This is a genomic window from Streptomyces rishiriensis, from assembly GCF_030815485.1.
GTDB lineage: Bacteria > Actinomycetota > Actinomycetes > Streptomycetales > Streptomycetaceae > Streptomyces > Streptomyces rishiriensis_A.
Map to the genome: position 1 here is coordinate 7,569,882 of NZ_JAUSWV010000002.1, position 17,127 is coordinate 7,587,008.

A 17,127-nucleotide genomic window follows, 5' to 3' on the forward strand; every position below is an offset into this window, starting at 1 on the left:
CCTGAGCGCCACGGATGGCACTCGGTTCCCTCTGCCAGGGAACCGAGTGCCGGACACCGGACATCGGACGTCCGGCACCGAGCGCCGAGCTCCGGGTGCCGAATAGCCGGTACCGACCCGCCGGCCGGTACCTGCCGACGTCACATCCGCTCGGCCGCCTCGACCACGTTGGTCAGCAGCATCGCGCGCGTCATCGGCCCGACCCCGCCGACCGGCGGCGAGAAGGAACCGGCGACACCGCTCACGTCGGGGTGGACGTCACCGAGGATGCCCTCGACCGTGCGCGTCAGGCCGACGGACAGCACCGTCGCGCCGGGCTTGATCCAGTCGGGCCGGACCAGGTGGGCCACTCCGGCCGCGGCGACCACCACGTCCGCCTCCCGGGCGTGCGCCGCCGTGTCCTGGGTGGCCTCGTGGCACAGGGTCACCGTGGCGTGCTCGGTGCTGCGGGTCAGCATCAGGCCCAGCGGCCTGCCCACGGTGACACCGCAGCCGATGACGCAGAACTGCTGGCCCGTGATCTCGACCCGGTTGCGCCGCAGCAGGTCGATGATGCCGCGCGGGGTGCAGGGCAGCGGGCCGGGGATGCCCAGCACCAGCCTGCCGAGGTTGGTCGGATGGAGTCCGTCGGCGTCCTTGACCGGGTCGATCAGCTCCAGCACGGCATGGGTGTCGATATGGGCCGGGAGCGGGAGCTGCACGATGAAGCCGGTGCACGCCGGATCGGCGTTGAGCCGCAGCACGGCGGCCTCGACGTCGGCCTGGGAGGCGTCGGCGGGGAGTTCCACGCGGATCGAGGCGATGCCGACCTGCGCGCAGTCGCGGTGCTTGCCGCCGACGTAGGAACGACTGCCGGCGTCGTCGCCGACGAGGATCGTGCCCAGCCCGGGATGGATGCCTCGCTCCTTCAACGCCTGGACGCGTAGGGCGAGTTCACTCTTGATGTCGGCCGCGGCGGCCTTGCCGTCGAGCAGTGTTGCGGTGGTCACGGGAGTCGTCGGGCCCTTCGGGAGAAAAACGACGGTCCTGTCATCGTACGACCCGCTCGCCCGCCGCCCCCCGGGAGTCCCGGCGGCCGCGGACGTCCCTCCGACCGCGGCGGTTCCGCCCGGGACCGTCCGTACGCCGTCTGACGTAACCTTTCCGCACCGTTCGACCGTCATCAGGAGACCGTATGTCCGCCACCCGCCCCCGTCTCCTCTACGTCACGGACCTCGCTTATCAGGCGCGCGGGCGCCGCTACTGCGACGAGGACGTCTTCCTCACCTCCCGGCTGCGCGCGGAGTTCGACCTGGCCCTGTGCCACCCGCTGGACGCCGCCGCCCTGATGCACTCCTTCGACGGCGTCGTCGTCCGCAACAGCGGCCCCGTCCTGGGCTATCCGAAGGAGTACGAAGCCTTCCGGGAGCGCGCGCTCCAGGACGGCGTGCGCGTCTACAACCCGCTCACCGGCCGCGCCGACATGGCCGGCAAGCAGTACCTCGTCGACCTGAGCGCCGCGGGCCACCCCGTCATCCCCACCGTCGACCGCTCCGAGGACCTGCACCGGCTGCCCGAGGCCGACCGGTACGTCGTCAAGCCCAAGGCCGGCGCCGACTCCATAGGCCTGCGGATCCTGCCGCCCGACGCGCTGCCCGCTCTGGCCGACGGCTCGGTCCTGGTCCAGCCGTGCGTCGACTTCGCCTACGAGGTCTCCTTCATCTACGTCGACCACGACTTCCAGTACGCCTTGTACGCACCGCATCCCGAGCGCCGCTGGCAGCTGGAGCCCTACCGGCCCACCGTGCGGGACCTGGAGTTCGCCCGGCGCTTCATCGACTGGAACGGCCTCGCGCACGGGATCCAGCGCGTCGACGCCTGCCGCGCCCCCGACGGCGAACTGCTGCTGGTCGAACTGGAGGACCTCAACCCGTACCTGTCCCTCGACGCCCTGGACGAGGCCGGACGGGACGCCTTCGTCGCCGCGACGACCCGCTCCCTGCGCCGTTTCCTCGCCGGCTGAACCCGCCCGTCCGTCCGCCCGTATCTCTCCCGGGGGACCCACGGGAGGGAGACGAGCGTGCCGACACCGGAGGAACCCGGAAAGCCGCACGAGCGCCCGGTCCTGGAACCCGTCCGGGTCCTGCGGCCGCGCAACACCGACGCCCTGGCGGAGCTGTTCCGCGAGATGTCCGAACTGACCCAGGACCCTGACGCCTACGAGGCGATACCCCTGCGGCCCGAGCCGGCCGTGGACGAGGCCGAGACGCAGGAGCTCCCGCCGCTGGTCCCCGGCGCGGCGAGGACCGCGCCGACGCGACGCGGCGACCGGGACTGGGCGAGCGAGAGCGGCGGCCCGCGACCCCTGCCCGGCGGCGAGGGTCCTGGCGGCCGGGCAGGCGCCGCGCGGGAGCGGGGCGCAACCGGGACCGCACCGGGGCCGGACGGCGCGCGCCCACGCGTCCGCAGCGGGTCCGGTGCGGGGCTGCGGCGCGGCGCCGTCACGGTCGGCGTGTGCGCGGCGGCCCTCGTCGGCTTCGTCTGCGCGCTGCTGCTGCCGGGCCGGGGCGGCGAGGCCGCCGCGCAGACACCCCCGCCGGCGGCGGCCACCCCCGCCCCGACCGCCACCGCGACCGGACCGGCGGACCCCGACGGAGCCGGCACGCTGCGGGAGGGGGACAGCGGTGCCGAGGTGACCGACCTCCAGCGGCGCCTGCTGCGCGTTCCGAACGTGTACGACAACGGTCCCACCGACGGCCGTTACGGCACCGCTCTCACCGAGGCCGTGGCGCGATTCCAGCTGTGGTATGGCATCCGCGGCGACGAGAGCGGCGTGTACGGCGACGACACCCGCCGTGATCTGGAGTCCCGTACGGCCTCGGCCGGCGGATGACCGGGTGAAGCCCCGGGAGAACGGGCCGCGCTCGGCAGTGCGGTGCGTGTCACCATGGCCGGTGGCCCCGTTGCGGTCGGCCGACGGTGGGCGTTCGGCGCCTCGGGTCGCCGAGACGAAGGCCGTCCCCATGAGCGGGTCCCGCGTCCCGGGCCGGAGGCCGCCCGTCGTGTTCGTGCCGTCCGTCGTCGTGGGGGCGTCGTGGTACTGGCGGCGCCGCGACCACGGAGCCGTCCTACCGCTCGGCGTCCGGCACCCGGATGTCCAGCACGCACACGTCGTCGCGTCCCTCGGGCTCCAGCGTCGCGCCGAGCAGCTGGTCCAGCGGCCCCGGCCCGGCGCCGGGCCGGGGCGCGGCGGCCCTGGCCAGTCGCTCCAGACCTCGGTCGATGCTCTCCAAGGGCCGCTCCACCAGGCCGTCGGTGTAGAGAAGGACCTGGTCGCCCGGTTCCAGACGGACCTCCGCCGCCTCGTAGCGAGCCGTGTCGGTCGCGCCGAGCAGCATCCCGAAGGGACGCTCGAGGTAGTGGGCCTCACCGCCACGCACCAGCAGCGGGGGCGGGTGACCGGCCTGTGCCCACTCCAGTCGCCGTTCGCGCGGGTTGTAACGGGCCAGCACCATGGTCGCCGAGCCGTGCGGGTCGCGGGAGTGCAGCAGCAGGGCGTTGAGACGGCTGAGTGCCCCGGTCAGCGACGAACCCGTGATGACCATGCCCTTGGCGGTGAACCGCAGCAGGGCCATCGAGGCCACGGCGCCCATGCCGTGCCCGGCCACGTCACCGACGACGAACAGGGCGTCGCCGTCGGGCAGTTCGATGGCGCTGAACCAGTCGCCGCCGACGCTGAGGCCCGACTGCGCGGGCAGGTAGGCGACGTCCACGCGCAGCCCGGCCAGCCGGACGGCCTGCTTCGGCAGGGGCAGCAGCGCGTCCTGCAACCGGGCGGCCACCATGCGCTCGGCCTCGAGCGCCCCGTGCTGGGTGAGCATGGCGCGCTCGCTCGCGAGGAGGGCCAGTTCGGCGCTGCGCTGGGGCGTGAGGTCCTGCACGAAGCCGTGCACCTCGATGGGGGTGCCCTGGCCGTCCGCGACGGCCTCGGCGACCACCCGCAGATGCCGGATGCCGGTCCGGGTGAGGACCCGGAAGGGCACGTCGCACGGCCGCCCGTGCCGCACCAGCTCCCCGACGGCGCGGGCGAGCGTCGGCACGTCCTCGGGAGAGGCCATGCGCGGCAGTCCGTGGAGCGGTACGACGCCCTGCTCGGCATCCCGCTCGAAGATGCTGAAGACCTGGGCGGACCAGGTCCCCTCGCCCGTCTCGAGGTTCCAGGTGACCCAGCCGAGGTTGCCGAGGCGCTGCACGTCCGCCAGCCGCTGCTCCTGCCGGTCGGAGGGATCGTGCCGGACCCAGCTGAGGACCAGTCCGTCGCCCAGCCGCACCACCCGCGCCGAGTAGGTGGCCAGTTCGCTGACCCCGGACACCATCTGCTGGCGGGCGAACGGCTCGCTCTCGTAGGGCCGGTCGCAGGCCAGCACCTCGAGACAGCCCTCCCACAACGGATCCTGGGCGACCTCCGGCCAGCACTCCAGGAAGCGCAGGCCGACCAGCTCACGCCCGCTGCGGCCGACGGCGTCGGACGTCACGCTGGTCGCGGCGTCGACGCGGAAGTCCTCGACGTCCCCCGTCGGGGAGCGCAGCGGGGTCAGGAGCACCGCCGCGACGGGCAGCCGGTCGAGCACCGTCTGTACGGCGTCCGCGGCCCCGCCGACGGCCGGGCCCGGCCGGGTGCCGAACGAGCGCAGCGGGCCCGCGCACAACTGGGCGACGGCCATCAGGTGTTCCCGCACCGGGGGCGGGAAGGCGCCCTTGCGGCGGCGCAGGATCCCGAGCACCACCTCGGCCGACTCGCCGGTCACCACCGGCAGCCAGGCCCGGGACGGCCACCGTTCGGGCGGGTCCCCGATCAGCTGATAGCGCTTGCCGTCCTCGTCGGGGTCCTCCAGCCAGCGCGGCTCCCCGGAGTCGAGGGCGTCCAGCGCGGCGATCCCGCTGACCGGCGGCACCCGGCCCCACTGTTCGGCCAGCGTCCCCTCGATGCCGGCGTGACCGGTGAGCTCGAGCCCGCCGCCCGGCCGCCGGGCGAAGACCATCACGGCGCCGGCGCCCACGTCCTGGGCGAGCCGGTCGAGCAGGCAGCGGGCGAGATCGTGCGGGGTGCCGACACGGACGAGGGCCCGGCTCAGGCGGCCGAGGGCGGCGGCGTCGATCTCCTCGTGGGCCGAGCCGGGTGTGGTCGGCCGTGCGGGCGCTTCGGCCGAAGCCGGGTCGGCGGCGCCGCGGGGCTGCGCGGAGAGCGCGCCGAGGGTGATCCAGCACTCCTCGAGCAGCGTCCGCCGGCCGGCCTTGGCCCGCTGCTGAAGCTCCTCCTGCGCGGCGTCCGGCGAGCAGCCCAGCTGTGCCATCAGGACGCCCTTGGCGCGCTCCTGCACGGCCACGGTGGCCGCTCGCTCCTGCAGTCGGTCCATCTCCGCGCGCTGGCGCGCCACGACCCGGGTGAGTGCCGCCAGGTCGGGCACGTCACCGGGCCGGAAAGGCAGGGCGGGGTCGCTCGTCACACCTTGAGCATGGCACACCGCCGTGGCTTCGATCGCGGTCTTGCGGCAACGCTCCCGTCAGGCGTGACGCCCCTCGGGAGGACCCGGACGGCTCTTCCCGGTCAGCGTCCGGGACTCTGCTCCACCAGGGCCTGGGTGACCGCTCGGACGCTGCGGGCGATGTGCTGGAGCTGCATGACCTCGGCCGCGTACATCTTGATCGTGTGCTCGATGACCGATTCGGGCAGTCCGAGCCGGGGCAGGTCGGCGCGGGCGGTCTGCAGGGCGGTGCGGGCCACCCGGACCTCGTTCTGGACCTGGATCTGCGCGTGGCGGGCGAGCAGTACCGGGTGGCGCAGCAGCGCCGGGTAGCTCGCGTAGCGCGCGGGCACCAGCTCGCGCAGCCACTTGGCCGCCGAGCGCTCCCAGTCGTAGCTGCCGGGAGTCTTGACCTGGCACGGCCAGTCCGAGCTGATGCGCGTCGTCGTCAGGGTCATGATCATCGCTTCCGGTGTTGGCGTCGTGACGGTGGTCCGACGGTTCGGGGCGGCCCCGGCCCAGGGGAAGACCGGGGCCGCCACGGGCGCTCGCGCAAGCGATGCCCCGAACACCCTGGGCGCCGACGCGGGTAGGGGACGGCGGCTTCGGGTGCCCGTACATGAGCCCTTGGCGGGCGGATGCGGCCGTGAGCAGTATTTATATATGCCGACGTCTTTGCAAGACGTATGAAAACATTCATGCGCGATATGCCCGCAATGATCCCTCTGTTACTTGCCGGGGGAGGGGGTGGCCTCGGAAGGGAAGGGCGGGGAACGGCAGGAAGATCGGGGAAGGACGATCACTCACGCAGGAAGAACTGGTGCTGCTCGGCGATCTGCTCGTACTCCTCGAGCCGCGCCTGGGTGCGCTCGGGTCCCGCGTCGGTCATGGCCTGAAGCAGGGCCGCGGCCATCACCCCGGGGGCGGCGTAGGAGTCGAAGACCAGCCGGGAGCCGGTGCCGGTGGCGAAGGTGGCGTCGGCCTCGTCGGCCACCGGCCCCAGCGCCAGGTCGGTGATCAGCGCCACCTTGAGACCGGCGCTGCGCGCGACCCGTACGGCGGTCAGAGTCTCCTGCGCGTGCCGGGGCATCGAGAACGCCAGCACCCAGGTCCCGCCCGCCTCCCGGGACTGCAGCAGCGCGTCGTAGGCGACGCTGCCTCCCCGGGTGACCAGCCGTACGTCCGGGTGGACCCGGCGGGCGGCGTAGGCGAAGTACTCGGCGAGCGAGACGGAGATCCGCAGCCCCAGGACGGTCAGCGGAGTCGACTGCGACAGCTTGCGGCCCACGTCGATGACCCGGTCGGGGTCGGCGAAGTCGCGCCGCAGGTTCTCCAGGTTCTCGATCTCCGCCTCGACCGCCGCCTGGAGCTCGTTGCTCCGGTTCACCTCGGCCGCCGCCGGACCGCCGGCCAGGGCGCCCAGCGCGATCGACTGGAGCCTCTCCCGCAGCGCGGGATAACCGCTGAAGCCGACCGCCGCGGCGAACCGGGTCACCGAGGGCTGGCTGACCCCGACGCGGTCCGCGAGGTCGGTGATCGACAGGAACGCCGCCTCGGTGATGTGCTCGATCAGATACTGGGCGATGCGCCGTTGCCCCGGCGACAGATGGGGTCCGTCGAAGAGCGCCCTGAGCCGGGAGGTCGGGGACACCTCCGTCTCCGGACCGGTTCTGCCCGAGGTGATCGCGGATGCCTGTGCGCGTGCCTGCTGCGGCGATGGCACCGGTGCGCCTCCTTTGTCTTCCACGGGCTCAACATACTTCAGGGGCCGTGCCGGACAGAGCGGTCGAAGACGCCCCCGCACGCACCCGGTGATCACGGCTTACCGCCGGTACAGCGTGATCGAGTCGCCGACCTCGTCGACCGGTCGGCTGGAGCGCAGCAGCACGCCGAGGCCGTCCCTGGCCTCGGCGACGGCGGAGTCCGACACGACCAGCAGCCCGTGCACCTCGTCGGGCGGCACCCGACGCGGATCGCGGGCGTGGATGCCGTAGTAGGCGGGCACTCCGCTGCCCTTGTACACGAGCCACACCCGCTCGCCCCGGTAGCGGCTGTGCAGCCGGTCCGCCAGCCGTCCCAGGTCCTGACCCCAGTCCACGTTGGAGTCGTGCAGCCGTAGATGCGTGTCGGCCGGTCCGCCGAACGCCTCGTTGGAGTACGGCAGGTAGTAGGGGTACGTCCGCAGCGAGCTGACGGCGACGAACGCCACCAGTGCCGCCACCGCGACCGGCGCCCACCGCCGGCGCACCGTCAGGACGCATCCGGCGGCCACCGCGAGGAACATCGGCAGGAAGACGGCGTACCGGGTCCCCAGATCCCGTGCCCCTGACATGGCCGAGGCCAGCAGCACGGCGGCCGGGACCAGCACGTACGGCGCCGCGGGCCGCAGCCGGCGCACCACGGTCATCGCGACCGCCCCGGCCGTCCACAGGGCGAGCGTGCCGAGCGGCGTCTTCACGACCAGGGCGACCGGCAGGTAGTACCAGCGGGCGCCGGAGTAGCGGTGCCCGAACAGGAAGCCCCGCCACGACCGGTTCTCCAGACCGAACTGGATCCGCATGCCGTCCCGGTAGGCCTCGGGGAAGGGCAGCATCCGGACGAGGCGCCCGCGCAGGCCGTGCACGACGGGCACGTGGGTCGCCCCTGGGTTCCAGCGCAGCAGTGGATCGACCACGAGGTACGAGACCCAGACGACGGCGACGGCGGTCAGCGTCACCAGCGCCGCCGCCGACAGCGCCCGCCGGACGTCGCGGGGCCGCCGGGCGCACACCGTCACCGCCGCCAGGGCCGCCAGCACGGGGACCGCGGGCAGCGTGCTCATCTTCGTGGCGAGCGCCGCGCCGAGAGCGGCCCCGGCGAGCGGCAGACACCGGCCCGCGCCGGCCCGGCGGGCCCGCCACAGCAGCCACACCGAGGTCAGCAGGAAGCCCGCCGCCGGGACGTCGAGCGTCGCCAGCGAGCCGTGCGCGACGACGTCGGGGGAGAGGGCGTACAGGGCGAGCGCCGTCAGCGCGGGTGCGGGTCCGGCGAGGTCACGGGCGAAGGCGAACACGACCAGGCCGAAGAGCAGGGTCAGCGCGATCACCGGCAGCCGGGCCCACAGCATCAGCCGCCAGGGGTCGTTGCCGGACCCGTACAGAAGGTGCCGGCCCGCCGCCTCCTGGGCGCCGGTGAACGAGGGATCCACCTGCGGGCGGGCGACGGCCACGCCGACGGCGACGACGAGCTTGCCGAGGGGCGGGTGCTCCGGGTTGAGGCGCACCCGGTGCTCGTGGAGGTAGTCGGCCGCCGTGGCGACGTACACCGGCTCGTCGATGGTCGGGGTCTGCCGTACCGCGGTGGTGACCATCGCGACGGCCATCTGGGTCAGCAGGACCGCCACCAGGACGGGGACGAGCAGCCGTCGGCGGGCCGGGGCCGGGGGCCGCGCCGTGTTCGTGTCGGGGGTGGTCTCCGGGACCGGATGCGGTTCGGTTGCCATCGTCCGTCCTGCGGTGACCCCGGCCGGGCGGCGGCCGGAGCCGGTGCGGAGCCGCCTCGGGGGCTCGTCCGCACCGGCTCCCGCCGCGACGGGTGCTACCGCTTCAGGAGTCGTACCGACAGACCGTCTGCCGTGTACACGGGTACGGCGCGCAGCCGGTCGGAGTTCAGCTCGACGCGGTCGAACCGACCGCGCAGCGCCGAGGCGTCGATCACCGGGACCGTCGTCCCCGCGGCCGGCGGCCGGTCGGCGTCGAGGCGCAGGGACAGCACGGCGCCCCGGTCCAGCCGGACCCGCCCGGACACCGTGAGGACGGGCCCGTGGTGCCCGCGCAACGTCAGGTCCAAGGCCGCGCCGGACTCCTGCGTCCACGCGCCCCGCACCCGCACCGGGGCGCCCGCGCGCAGCGTGCCGCCGGTCAGCCGCACGTCGCCCTGGCCGAGGGCGTCGGCGTGCCCCGCGACGAGCACCCCCTCCGCCAGCACGGTTCCGCCGTGGTAACGGTTGTGTCCGGTCAGGGTGAGCGTGCCCGAGCCGCGCTTGGTCAGCCCGCCCTCGCCGCCGATGTCGTGGCGCCAGACGTCGGCCGCGTCGAAGCCGCCCTTCGCCGCGTCCATCGTGACCGCGACGTCCCCGTCGAAGGCGCCGTACCCGTCCGCCGCGGCGAACAGGTTCAGCCGGCCCCACTGCTCGAATCCGTCCAGCATGACGTATCCGGAGGGCAGCGCGTTCGTGCGCAGCACCTCGCGGCGCTGGGCCGCCGTCAGGTACGGCAGCCGGGTCTCCAGCAGCACCTCGGCGCCCTTGGGCACGGTGAGCGGCGTGCTGCGGCCCTGGCGCTCGAGGACGTAGGTCAGGCGGGGCAGGTTGGCACGCGTGTTGGCCTCCCGGTCGGCGTACGGGTCCGAGGCGTCGGAGTGCGCGTAGGCGGCAAGGGTGTCGGCCGTGGTGCCGGTCTTCTCGGTGAAGTAGGCCAGGGCCTGGGCGCGGGCGGCCGCCTTGAGGTCGGCGTTGGCCGGATCGGCGAGCGCAGCGGCGGCGAGGGCGGTGGCCATGATGCGGCCGCCGATGACGTCCACGGTGGAGTGCATGCCGGAGACGATCCGGGTGTGGCTGAGTTCGAGGGCGCGGGTCACCAGCTCCTGGAACCGCTCGGGCACGGCGTACGCGAACGCCAGCGACGCCAGGTGGAAGGCGTTGGTGTGCCCGCTGGGGAATCCGCCGTCGTCGGTCGCGGAGGTACCGCGCTGACGCAGCAGCTGCGGGACCACGACCACCTTCGAGTCGTACACCGGGAAGCCGAGGGCATCGGTCTTCCCGGTGTCGACGACCTCGCTGTTCTCGTTCATGCGCCACGGACGCGGGTACTGGAACGCGTACTTGCCCGGGTTGCCGGAGGCGAACGGGCCGCGCACGGTGTCGACGAGCTGGGCGACCCGGCCGAGGTCGGAGGTGTAGGAGCCGGCGCCGATGGCGGAGCCGGCGGGCGCGTCCGCGGGGACGGAGTCACTGATCGTGGTGGCGGGAGTGGTGTCCGGCGCGCTGGTGATCGAGGTGACGGCCTTGGCGCCGCTCTTGTAGAGCTCCGTCAGGGGACCGAGTCCGGCGATCATCGCGTAGCTCTGGTGCTGACGGTCGTGGACGAAGGCCAGCCGGCCCTCGGCCTCCGTACGGGTGCGGGTGATCGCTATGCAGTAGCGCATGTTGGCGCGCAGGATGTCGGGCCGCAGCGGTGTGCCGGTGTTCCAGGCGGCGCCGGTCTTCCACACCTGGGCGAAGCCGCCCAGGATCCGCACCACGGCGTTGGTCTCGGGGGTGAGGTTCGCCGTGATGTTCGTCTTGTAGTCGTCGACGAAGGGCAGCGGGCCCGTGGCGGCCTTGGCGTCGGCGGCGCCCAGCCAGGAGACGAGCGTCGGAGCGGCCACCAGCGCCGCCGAGCCCCCGAAGGAGATCTTCAGGAAGCGCCTTCTGTTCACGGCCGAGGGGGTGGACTGCCGGGCGGGTGACGGCATGAGTGGGCCTCTCTCGAGTTCTTCGGCCGTGCGGCCGGGAAGGACGTGCGGGGTATCCGCGGTGATACGCGCGGAGTACGTGCGTGGGTACGTGCGATCGGGTGCGGCTCGTCCGTCCTTCGGCGTGTGGGCCGGAAGGGGCGTACGAGCGAAGATCTACGGCCGAGTCGTGTCGCTCGCGCGATGACCCGGCGACCGGTGCGTGTCCTGCGGGTGAACGAGGGGCCCGCGCCTCACAGGAGGGAGCGCGCCAACGCCACCGCCCCTTCGACCGGCGGCACGGTGAGCGGCCGCGGCCGCGCCCCCGGCACCGTGTCGGCGAGCCCGGCGGTGAACGCCTCGTAGAGCGCCCGCTGGCCCAGCACCGTGCCGCCCGCCACGACCACGTCGTCGACGGCGACACCGCGTGCGGCGAGGCGGGCGACGAGCGAGGCGAGCGCCGCACCGGCCCCGGCGATCACGGACCGGGCCAGCGCGCAGCCGTCGTCCGCGGCGGCGAAGACGGCGGGAGCGTGCCGTCCCCACTCCGCGGAGACGTCCGAGGCGCCCTCCAGGGCCGCGCCGAGCGCCGGGACCTCGGGCACGCCGACCGCGGCGAGGAGGCGCAGAGCCAGGGCTCCGGGTTCCTCACCGCGGTCGTGGGCGGCCCATACGGCCCGGGCCGCTTCGCGGACCAGACCGGCGGCGCCGCCCTCGTCGCCGAGGACCGCGCCCCAGCCGCCCACCTGGACGGGGTCGCCGCCGGGCAGCCGGCCCACCGCCACAGAACCGGTGCCGGCCACGAGGCCGACGCCCCGGCCCAGTCCGGCGGCGGGAACGAGCAGTTCGGCGTCGCCCACCACCCGGGCGGGCACACCGAGGGAGAGCTGCAGGGCGTCGCGGATCTCCGCGCACTGGCGTGGTGTCTCGCACGCGTGCGCGCCCACGGCGAAGGCGGCCGGGCGCGTGTCACCGGGCAGCGTGTCGCGGACGAGGCCGGTGAGCCAGCGTGCGGCGGCGGCCGGGTCGTGCGGCCGCCAGCCGGTGCTGGCGCGGACATGGTCGGCAACGAGGGCGTCGCCCGCGAGGGCGCGCAGATGGGTCTTGGTGCCGCCCACGTCGACGCCGACCACGAGGGGGCCCGAAGGGGGAGAGTCCTGCACGGATCCTCTTTCGTCGTTGCTGCGTCGAGCTGCGACGGCGGGCGAACCGTGTCTGAGGGATTGCGGATCGGTGAACTAGGGAAGCCCCGGGACGGGCTTCTGACGAGCACGGCAGGCGAGTACCGTGAAGTTCGTTAGGAAGTTAACTAACGAAGTACAGTGCGTCAAGAGTAATCGCGCACTCGACCGTCCAGGCTCCCGTCCGGGCCGCCGCGGGACGGGAACGCGCGACGTCGGAGCATCCCATCGCCGCAGCCCGCCGAGCCGATCGGCGAGGGCGCGCGGCCCTGTACCCGTGTGGGGGAAACTGTGGAACTCGACGTGGCGGAAGCCCCCCGCCTGACCGAGAGCGCGAGTGCGGTGTTCGCCGTGCTGGCCCAGGCGGGCAGCGCGACCCGGCCGCAGCTCGCCGGTCTGGCGCGGCTGTCCAAGCCGACGGTGTCCGCCGCCGTGGCGGAGCTGGAGGGCGCCCGGCTCGCCTCGCACTCCGGCACCGCCTCCAGCGGCACCGGGCGCTCCGCGGCCGTCTACTGTCTCGGGCCGGCCGCCGGCGCCGTGCTCGCCGTCGATCTCGGCCCCGCCCTCACCCGGGTCCGCGGGTGCGCCCTGGACGGCTCGCTGCTCGCCGAGGCGACCGCCTCCCGGACGGACGCCGCCGGCGCCGTGCGCGAGGCGCTGGCCGCGCTGCCCGCCGGCATTCCGCTGCGCACCATCGTCGTCGCCGTCGGTGACGTGGCGGCGCGGGACCGGCAGGGCAGCGGTATGCGTCCCGCGACCGCCAAGGCGGGCCCGGTCTTCGACGCCATGGCCGTCGCACTGCCGCCGGGCGTGCCCGTCCACCTGGAGAACAACGTCAACTGCGCGGCGCTCGCGGAGCTGCACGAGGGGGCCGCGCGCGGCCGGCACACCTTCGGCTATCTGCGGATCGGCGTGGGTATCGGCCTCGGCATCGTCGTCGGCGGCTCGGTGCTGCGCGGCGCGAACGGCGCCGCCGGAGAGCTCGCCCGGCTGCCCTATCCCTGGGACGACGGCCGCGAGCCGCGCCAGGAGGCCCTGGAGGAGTACATCGGCGCACGGTCCCTGCTGCGCCGCGCCGCGGCGGCCTGGCAGGGCGCCGACGGCCCCTGTCCGCGCACCACCGAGCGGCTCTTCGCCCTCGCGGGGGAGGGCGGCGCCCGGGCCCGCGCCGTCGTCGGCCGCCATGCCGCCGACGTGGGCCGGCTGGCCGCCGCCGTGACCGCCGTGCTCGACCCGGGCCTGATCGTGCTGGGGGGCAGCACGGGCGCGGATCCGCAGCTCCTGCCAGGGGTGCGGGCCGAGCTGGCGCGGTTGAGCTGGCCCACCGAAGTGGTCAGCAGCACGGTCGGGGACACCGGAACCGTGGCGGGCGCCGCGCGGCTCGCGGTGGCCCGGGGAGTCCAAACCGTGACCGAGACCGCGCGGACCGAGGATTGACGGCCCGCGACTCGGTCTGCCAATGTCCGGACAAGCGCTTTCTAAGTCGGTCGGGACGCCGGCTTGGGTTGAGCATCCCAGCCCGTACGCGAAGTACGGCAGCCGCACGAGGGTGTGCTTGTGCGACGACGGCCCTCATGGCCGGGGATCCCACCCGTCGAGGCGACGCGGCCGGGCGAGGCCGACGCCACCGGAAAGCAGCCTTCCTGCAAAATGCACCCGTGCCGCCTCGGTCGGCGCCGTGCTCCGTCCCCTACGACGAAAAAAAGGGATCGAAGATGACCACTGTGGGTGTGCGGCGCTCCCGCCGACTCGGCCGCGGCGGCATACGCCGCCTGGTTCCCCTCGCTGCCGGGGTCGCGGCAGGTGCCCTGCTTCTCTCCGCCTGCGGGTCGGGATCCGGCTCGGGCGGGACCTCCAAGTCGCTGACGTTCTGGATCTCCACGGTTCCGGGGCAGGACGCGGGCTGGAAGAAGATGGTGGCGCAGTACAAGAAGGAAACCGGCGTCAACGTCAAGCTCGTCAACATCCCCTACGACGGCTACACGGCGAAGCTGCACAACGCCGCGCAGGCGAACTCCCTGCCCGACGTGGCGGCCGTGCCGGCGCTGGACCCGATCTGGTCGAGCAAGCTGATCGACCTCAGCTCCATCGCCAACGACAAGACCAAGAAGATCAACGCCAACTTCCTCGCCAAGGACTCGTCCGGGAAGGTGCTGTCCATCCCCTCGGACGTCACCGCGTCCGGCCTGTTCATCAACAAGACGCTCTTCGAGAAGGCCGGCGTCGCCGTCCCGGCCTCGCCCCAGAACACCTGGACCTGGACCGACTTCGTCAAGGCCGCGGACACGGTCCGGGAGAAGACCGGCGCCAAGTACTCGCTGACGTTCGACCAGTCGCCGTCCAGGCTCCGTGCCATGGTGTACGAGATGGGCGGGCAGTACGTCCACGCGGATTCCTCCGGCAAGTTCTCGGTGGACGCGGCGACCAAGAAGGCCGTGAACTACTTCGTCGGACTGAACGACGACAAGACCATGCCGAAGTCGGTGTGGACCAGCGGCGCCGACCCGTCGGCCATGTTCCAGAGCGGTGACGTGGTCGCCTACTGGTCCGGCGTGTGGCAGGTCGCCTCCTTCGCGGACAGCATCAAGAAGTTCGAGTGGGCGAGCGTCCCGACTCCCGCCCAGCCGGTGCAGGCCAGCGACGTCAACAGCGGCGGCATGACGGTGGGCTTCAACAACAACGGCGACGCGGCCGCCGCCGCGACGAAGTTCCTGTCCTGGCTGTACGAGCCGGCCCACTACCAGGCGCTGTGCGAGGCGTCCGGGTTCCTGCCGGTCGAGAGCGGTCTGAACCCGAAGTACCCCTTCACCTCCGAGGCGGCACAGGCGGCGTTCAAGCTGTACAACGAGTCGATCCCGCTCTACGCCCCGATCTCCGGATACTTCAACGGCGCGCAGACGAACTGGGTGCTGAAGGGCAAGAGCCTCACCGAGGACCCGACCAAGACGGAGCTCGGCAAGGCGATCAACGGCCAGCAGTCGGCCGACAAGGCCCTGGAGAACATCGTGGCCGGCTACAACCAGCAGGTCGGCGGCTGATCGTCGACCGCAGGGCCGGGCGGCGGGGTCGAGACACCGCCGCCCGGCCCGGGCGCCTGCGCAATGCCGGGCTCATGGCCTGAGCCACAGAAATCCATTCGATCAGCACGGAGTCAGGAAGATGACAAAACGCGCCTCGGCCGTGTCCGCGAGCCCGCCCAGGAGACGCAGTAAGTACACCCTTGCGCCGCTCGTCCTCATCGCGGCCAACGTCGTGCTCTTCTCGCTGTTCTTCGTCTGGCCTGCGGTGATCGGGCTCGTCTACTCCTTCACGAACTACACCGGTGTGGGCGTGTTCCAGTTCGTCGGACTGGACAACTACCACAACCTGTTCGGGGACTCCGCCTTCTACGATGCGCTGAGCCGGACGCTGCTGTACGCCGTGCTCTTCGTACCGCTGAACTTCGCGGTCTCGCTGCTCACCGCCAACCTGCTGGTGAGCAAGCACGCCAAGGGCGCGTCGGTCGCCCGCGTCGTCTTCTTCATCCCGTGGCTTCTGTCGCCCATCGTCGTGGGCGTCCTGTGGCGGTGGCTGTTCGGTGAGAACTTCGGACTGGTCAACTACGTCATCGAGAAGCTCGGCGGAAGTGCCGTTCCGTGGCAGTCGAACGCGGACCTGTCGTTGCTGGTGGTCGTGATGGCGGCGTCCTGGGCCTGGACGGGCTTCTCGATGCTGCTGTTCATCGCGGCGATCAAGAACGTACCGGTGTCGTACTACGAGGCGGCCTCGCTCGACGGCGCCGGTCCATGGCGCCAGTTCATCAGCATCACGCTGCCGAGCATCGCGCCCACCTCGTTCATCGTCATCCTGCTCAACACGATCAACGCGATGAAGGAGTACCCGGTGTTCGTCGCCCTCAACAACGGCGGACCCGGCACGTCGAACAACCTGCTCGTCCAGTACATCTACGAGACCGGCTTCAAACGGGGCCAGATCGGCTACGCGAGCGCCGCGTCGTTCGTGCTCATGCTCATCCTGATGGCCGTCGCGATCATTCAGCTGATCGTCAACCGGCGGGTGGAGAACCGATGACAACCACAGACATGCCACGCCCGGTCGACGCCGGTCCCGCACGGGCCGTCTCCAAGAAGCGGCCCCGCAGGGCCACCAGTGGCGGACTCCGGCGGGCGGTGCCCGCGACGACGCTGCTGTGGGTCCTGGCGTGCCTGTACGGGTTGCCGGTGCTGTGGTTCATCCTCAGCTCCCTCAAGCCGGCCAGTGACCTGTTCTCCTATCCGCTGACGCTGGTTCCGCACAACCCCACCCTGTCGGGCTACCTGACCGCGTGGCGCAGTGCCAACTTCTCCCAGTACTTCGTCAACACGGCGATCGTGTGCGTGATCACGACGATCCTCACGGTGGGCGTCAGCTGCTGCACCGGCTACGCACTGGCCAAGTACGACAACAAATGGCTCAAGGTCTTCTTCATCTGCATCCTGGCCACCACGATGCTGCCGTCCGAGGTCATGCTCGCCCCCGAGTTCCTGGTGGTCCGCAACCTCGGCCTCTACAACTCGTTCGCCGGCATCATCCTCCCGGCCGTGCTCACCGCGACCGGATGCTTCATGTTCCGCCAGTTCTTCCTGACGGTTCCCGACGAACTCGTGGAAGCGGCACGCATCGACGGCGCCCGCGAACTGTCGATCTTCCTGCGGATCATGGTGCCGCTCTCCCGGCCCATCATGCTGACGCTCGCCATCCTGTCCTTCCAGTGGCGGTGGAACGACTACATCTGGCCGCTTCTGATGCTCAACGACCCCAACAAGTTCACCGTGCAGATCGGCATCCAGAGCATCGTCGGCGCGCAGAACATCAACTGGTCGGTACTGCTCGGCGCCTCGGTCATCTCCATGATCCCGCTGATCGCCATCTTCCTGGTCTTCCAGCGCTACGTCATGGGCGCCGACATCAATGCCGGACTGAAGGACTGA

Annotated in this window: 13 protein-coding genes; 6 read left to right on the top strand and 7 right to left on the bottom strand. The window is 72.3% G+C overall.

The genetic code is table 11. The annotated features are described in order from the left end of the window. Positions 1-140 precede the first annotated feature (140 nt). Positions 141-989: a bifunctional methylenetetrahydrofolate dehydrogenase/methenyltetrahydrofolate cyclohydrolase gene (locus tag QF030_RS36045; protein ID WP_307166753.1), complete on the bottom strand. Its 849-nt coding sequence runs from the start codon at positions 987-989 to the stop codon at positions 141-143. Between the two features lie 185 nt (positions 990-1,174). Between QF030_RS36045 and QF030_RS36050 the strand changes: the two genes are divergently transcribed. Together QF030_RS36050 and QF030_RS36055 are read left to right on the top strand one after the other, a co-directional pair. Beyond that, a complete protein-coding gene (locus QF030_RS36050; RefSeq protein ID WP_307166754.1) occupies positions 1,175-2,002 on the top strand; it encodes a hypothetical protein in 828 nt (275 codons plus the stop codon). 57 nt (positions 2,003-2,059) lie between these two features. Then, on the top strand, positions 2,060-2,872 hold the full coding sequence (locus QF030_RS36055) for a peptidoglycan-binding domain-containing protein (RefSeq protein WP_307166755.1): 813 nt from the start codon (positions 2,060-2,062) through the stop codon (positions 2,870-2,872). Between the two features lie 235 nt (positions 2,873-3,107). Here the strand turns inward: QF030_RS36055 and QF030_RS36060 are convergent, their stop codons facing one another. The 6 genes from QF030_RS36060 to QF030_RS36085 form a co-directional block, all read right to left on the bottom strand. Beyond that, positions 3,108-5,486: a SpoIIE family protein phosphatase gene (locus tag QF030_RS36060; protein WP_307166756.1), complete on the bottom strand. Its 2,379-nt coding sequence runs from the start codon at positions 5,484-5,486 to the stop codon at positions 3,108-3,110. A 101-nt stretch (positions 5,487-5,587) separates the two neighbouring features. Further along, positions 5,588-5,968, bottom strand: a complete 381-nt coding sequence (locus tag QF030_RS36065) for a hypothetical protein (RefSeq protein WP_307166757.1) — start codon at positions 5,966-5,968, stop codon at positions 5,588-5,590. 335 nt (positions 5,969-6,303) lie between these two features. Then, positions 6,304-7,227, bottom strand: a complete 924-nt coding sequence (locus QF030_RS36070) for a MurR/RpiR family transcriptional regulator (RefSeq protein ID WP_054241013.1) — start codon at positions 7,225-7,227, stop codon at positions 6,304-6,306. Between the two features lie 99 nt (positions 7,228-7,326). Beyond that, positions 7,327-8,985, bottom strand: a complete 1,659-nt coding sequence (locus QF030_RS36075; RefSeq protein ID WP_307166758.1) for a phospholipid carrier-dependent glycosyltransferase — start codon at positions 8,983-8,985, stop codon at positions 7,327-7,329. Between the two features lie 95 nt (positions 8,986-9,080). Further along, positions 9,081-10,997: a phosphatase PAP2 family protein gene (locus QF030_RS36080; RefSeq protein ID WP_307166759.1), complete on the bottom strand. Its 1,917-nt coding sequence runs from the start codon at positions 10,995-10,997 to the stop codon at positions 9,081-9,083. Between the two features lie 233 nt (positions 10,998-11,230). Further along, positions 11,231-12,139, bottom strand: a complete 909-nt coding sequence (locus tag QF030_RS36085) for a BadF/BadG/BcrA/BcrD ATPase family protein (protein ID WP_307166760.1) — start codon at positions 12,137-12,139, stop codon at positions 11,231-11,233. A 321-nt stretch (positions 12,140-12,460) separates the two neighbouring features. Here QF030_RS36085 and QF030_RS36090 point away from each other — a divergent pair, with 321 nt between their 5' ends. The 4 genes from QF030_RS36090 to QF030_RS36105 all read left to right on the top strand — a co-directional run bounded on the left by QF030_RS36090 (position 12,461) and on the right by QF030_RS36105 (position 17,127). After that, positions 12,461-13,594, top strand: coding sequence for an ROK family protein (locus QF030_RS36090; protein WP_307166761.1), 1,134 nt, complete (start codon positions 12,461-12,463; stop codon positions 13,592-13,594). Between the two features lie 278 nt (positions 13,595-13,872). Further along, positions 13,873-15,195 carry an extracellular solute-binding protein gene (locus tag QF030_RS36095; protein ID WP_307166762.1) on the top strand — a complete coding sequence of 441 codons (1,323 nt, stop codon included), beginning with the start codon at positions 13,873-13,875 and terminating at the stop codon, positions 15,193-15,195. A 121-nt stretch (positions 15,196-15,316) separates the two neighbouring features. Then, positions 15,317-16,228, top strand: coding sequence for a carbohydrate ABC transporter permease (locus QF030_RS36100; protein WP_307166763.1), 912 nt, complete (start codon positions 15,317-15,319; stop codon positions 16,226-16,228). Then, the gene (locus QF030_RS36105; protein WP_307166764.1) at positions 16,225-17,127 is read left to right on the top strand and encodes a carbohydrate ABC transporter permease; all 903 of its coding nucleotides are present in this window, start codon (positions 16,225-16,227) and stop codon (positions 17,125-17,127) included. The genes QF030_RS36100 and QF030_RS36105 overlap by 4 nt, the downstream gene beginning before the upstream one ends.

Coding starts and splice junctions, on each gene's coding strand:
- QF030_RS36075 (WP_307166758.1), bottom strand. CDS start 8,985: ATGGCAACCGAACCGCATCCGGTCCCGGAGACCACCCCCGACACGAAC.
- QF030_RS36080 (WP_307166759.1), bottom strand. CDS start 10,997: ATGCCGTCACCCGCCCGGCAGTCCACCCCCTCGGCCGTGAACAGAAGG.
- QF030_RS36050 (WP_307166754.1), top strand. CDS start 1,175: ATGTCCGCCACCCGCCCCCGTCTCCTCTACGTCACGGACCTCGCTTAT.
- QF030_RS36095 (WP_307166762.1), top strand. CDS start 13,873: ATGACCACTGTGGGTGTGCGGCGCTCCCGCCGACTCGGCCGCGGCGGC.
- QF030_RS36105 (WP_307166764.1), top strand. CDS start 16,225: ATGACAACCACAGACATGCCACGCCCGGTCGACGCCGGTCCCGCACGG.
- QF030_RS36065 (WP_307166757.1), bottom strand. CDS start 5,968: ATGATCATGACCCTGACGACGACGCGCATCAGCTCGGACTGGCCGTGC.
- QF030_RS36100 (WP_307166763.1), top strand. CDS start 15,317: ATGACAAAACGCGCCTCGGCCGTGTCCGCGAGCCCGCCCAGGAGACGC.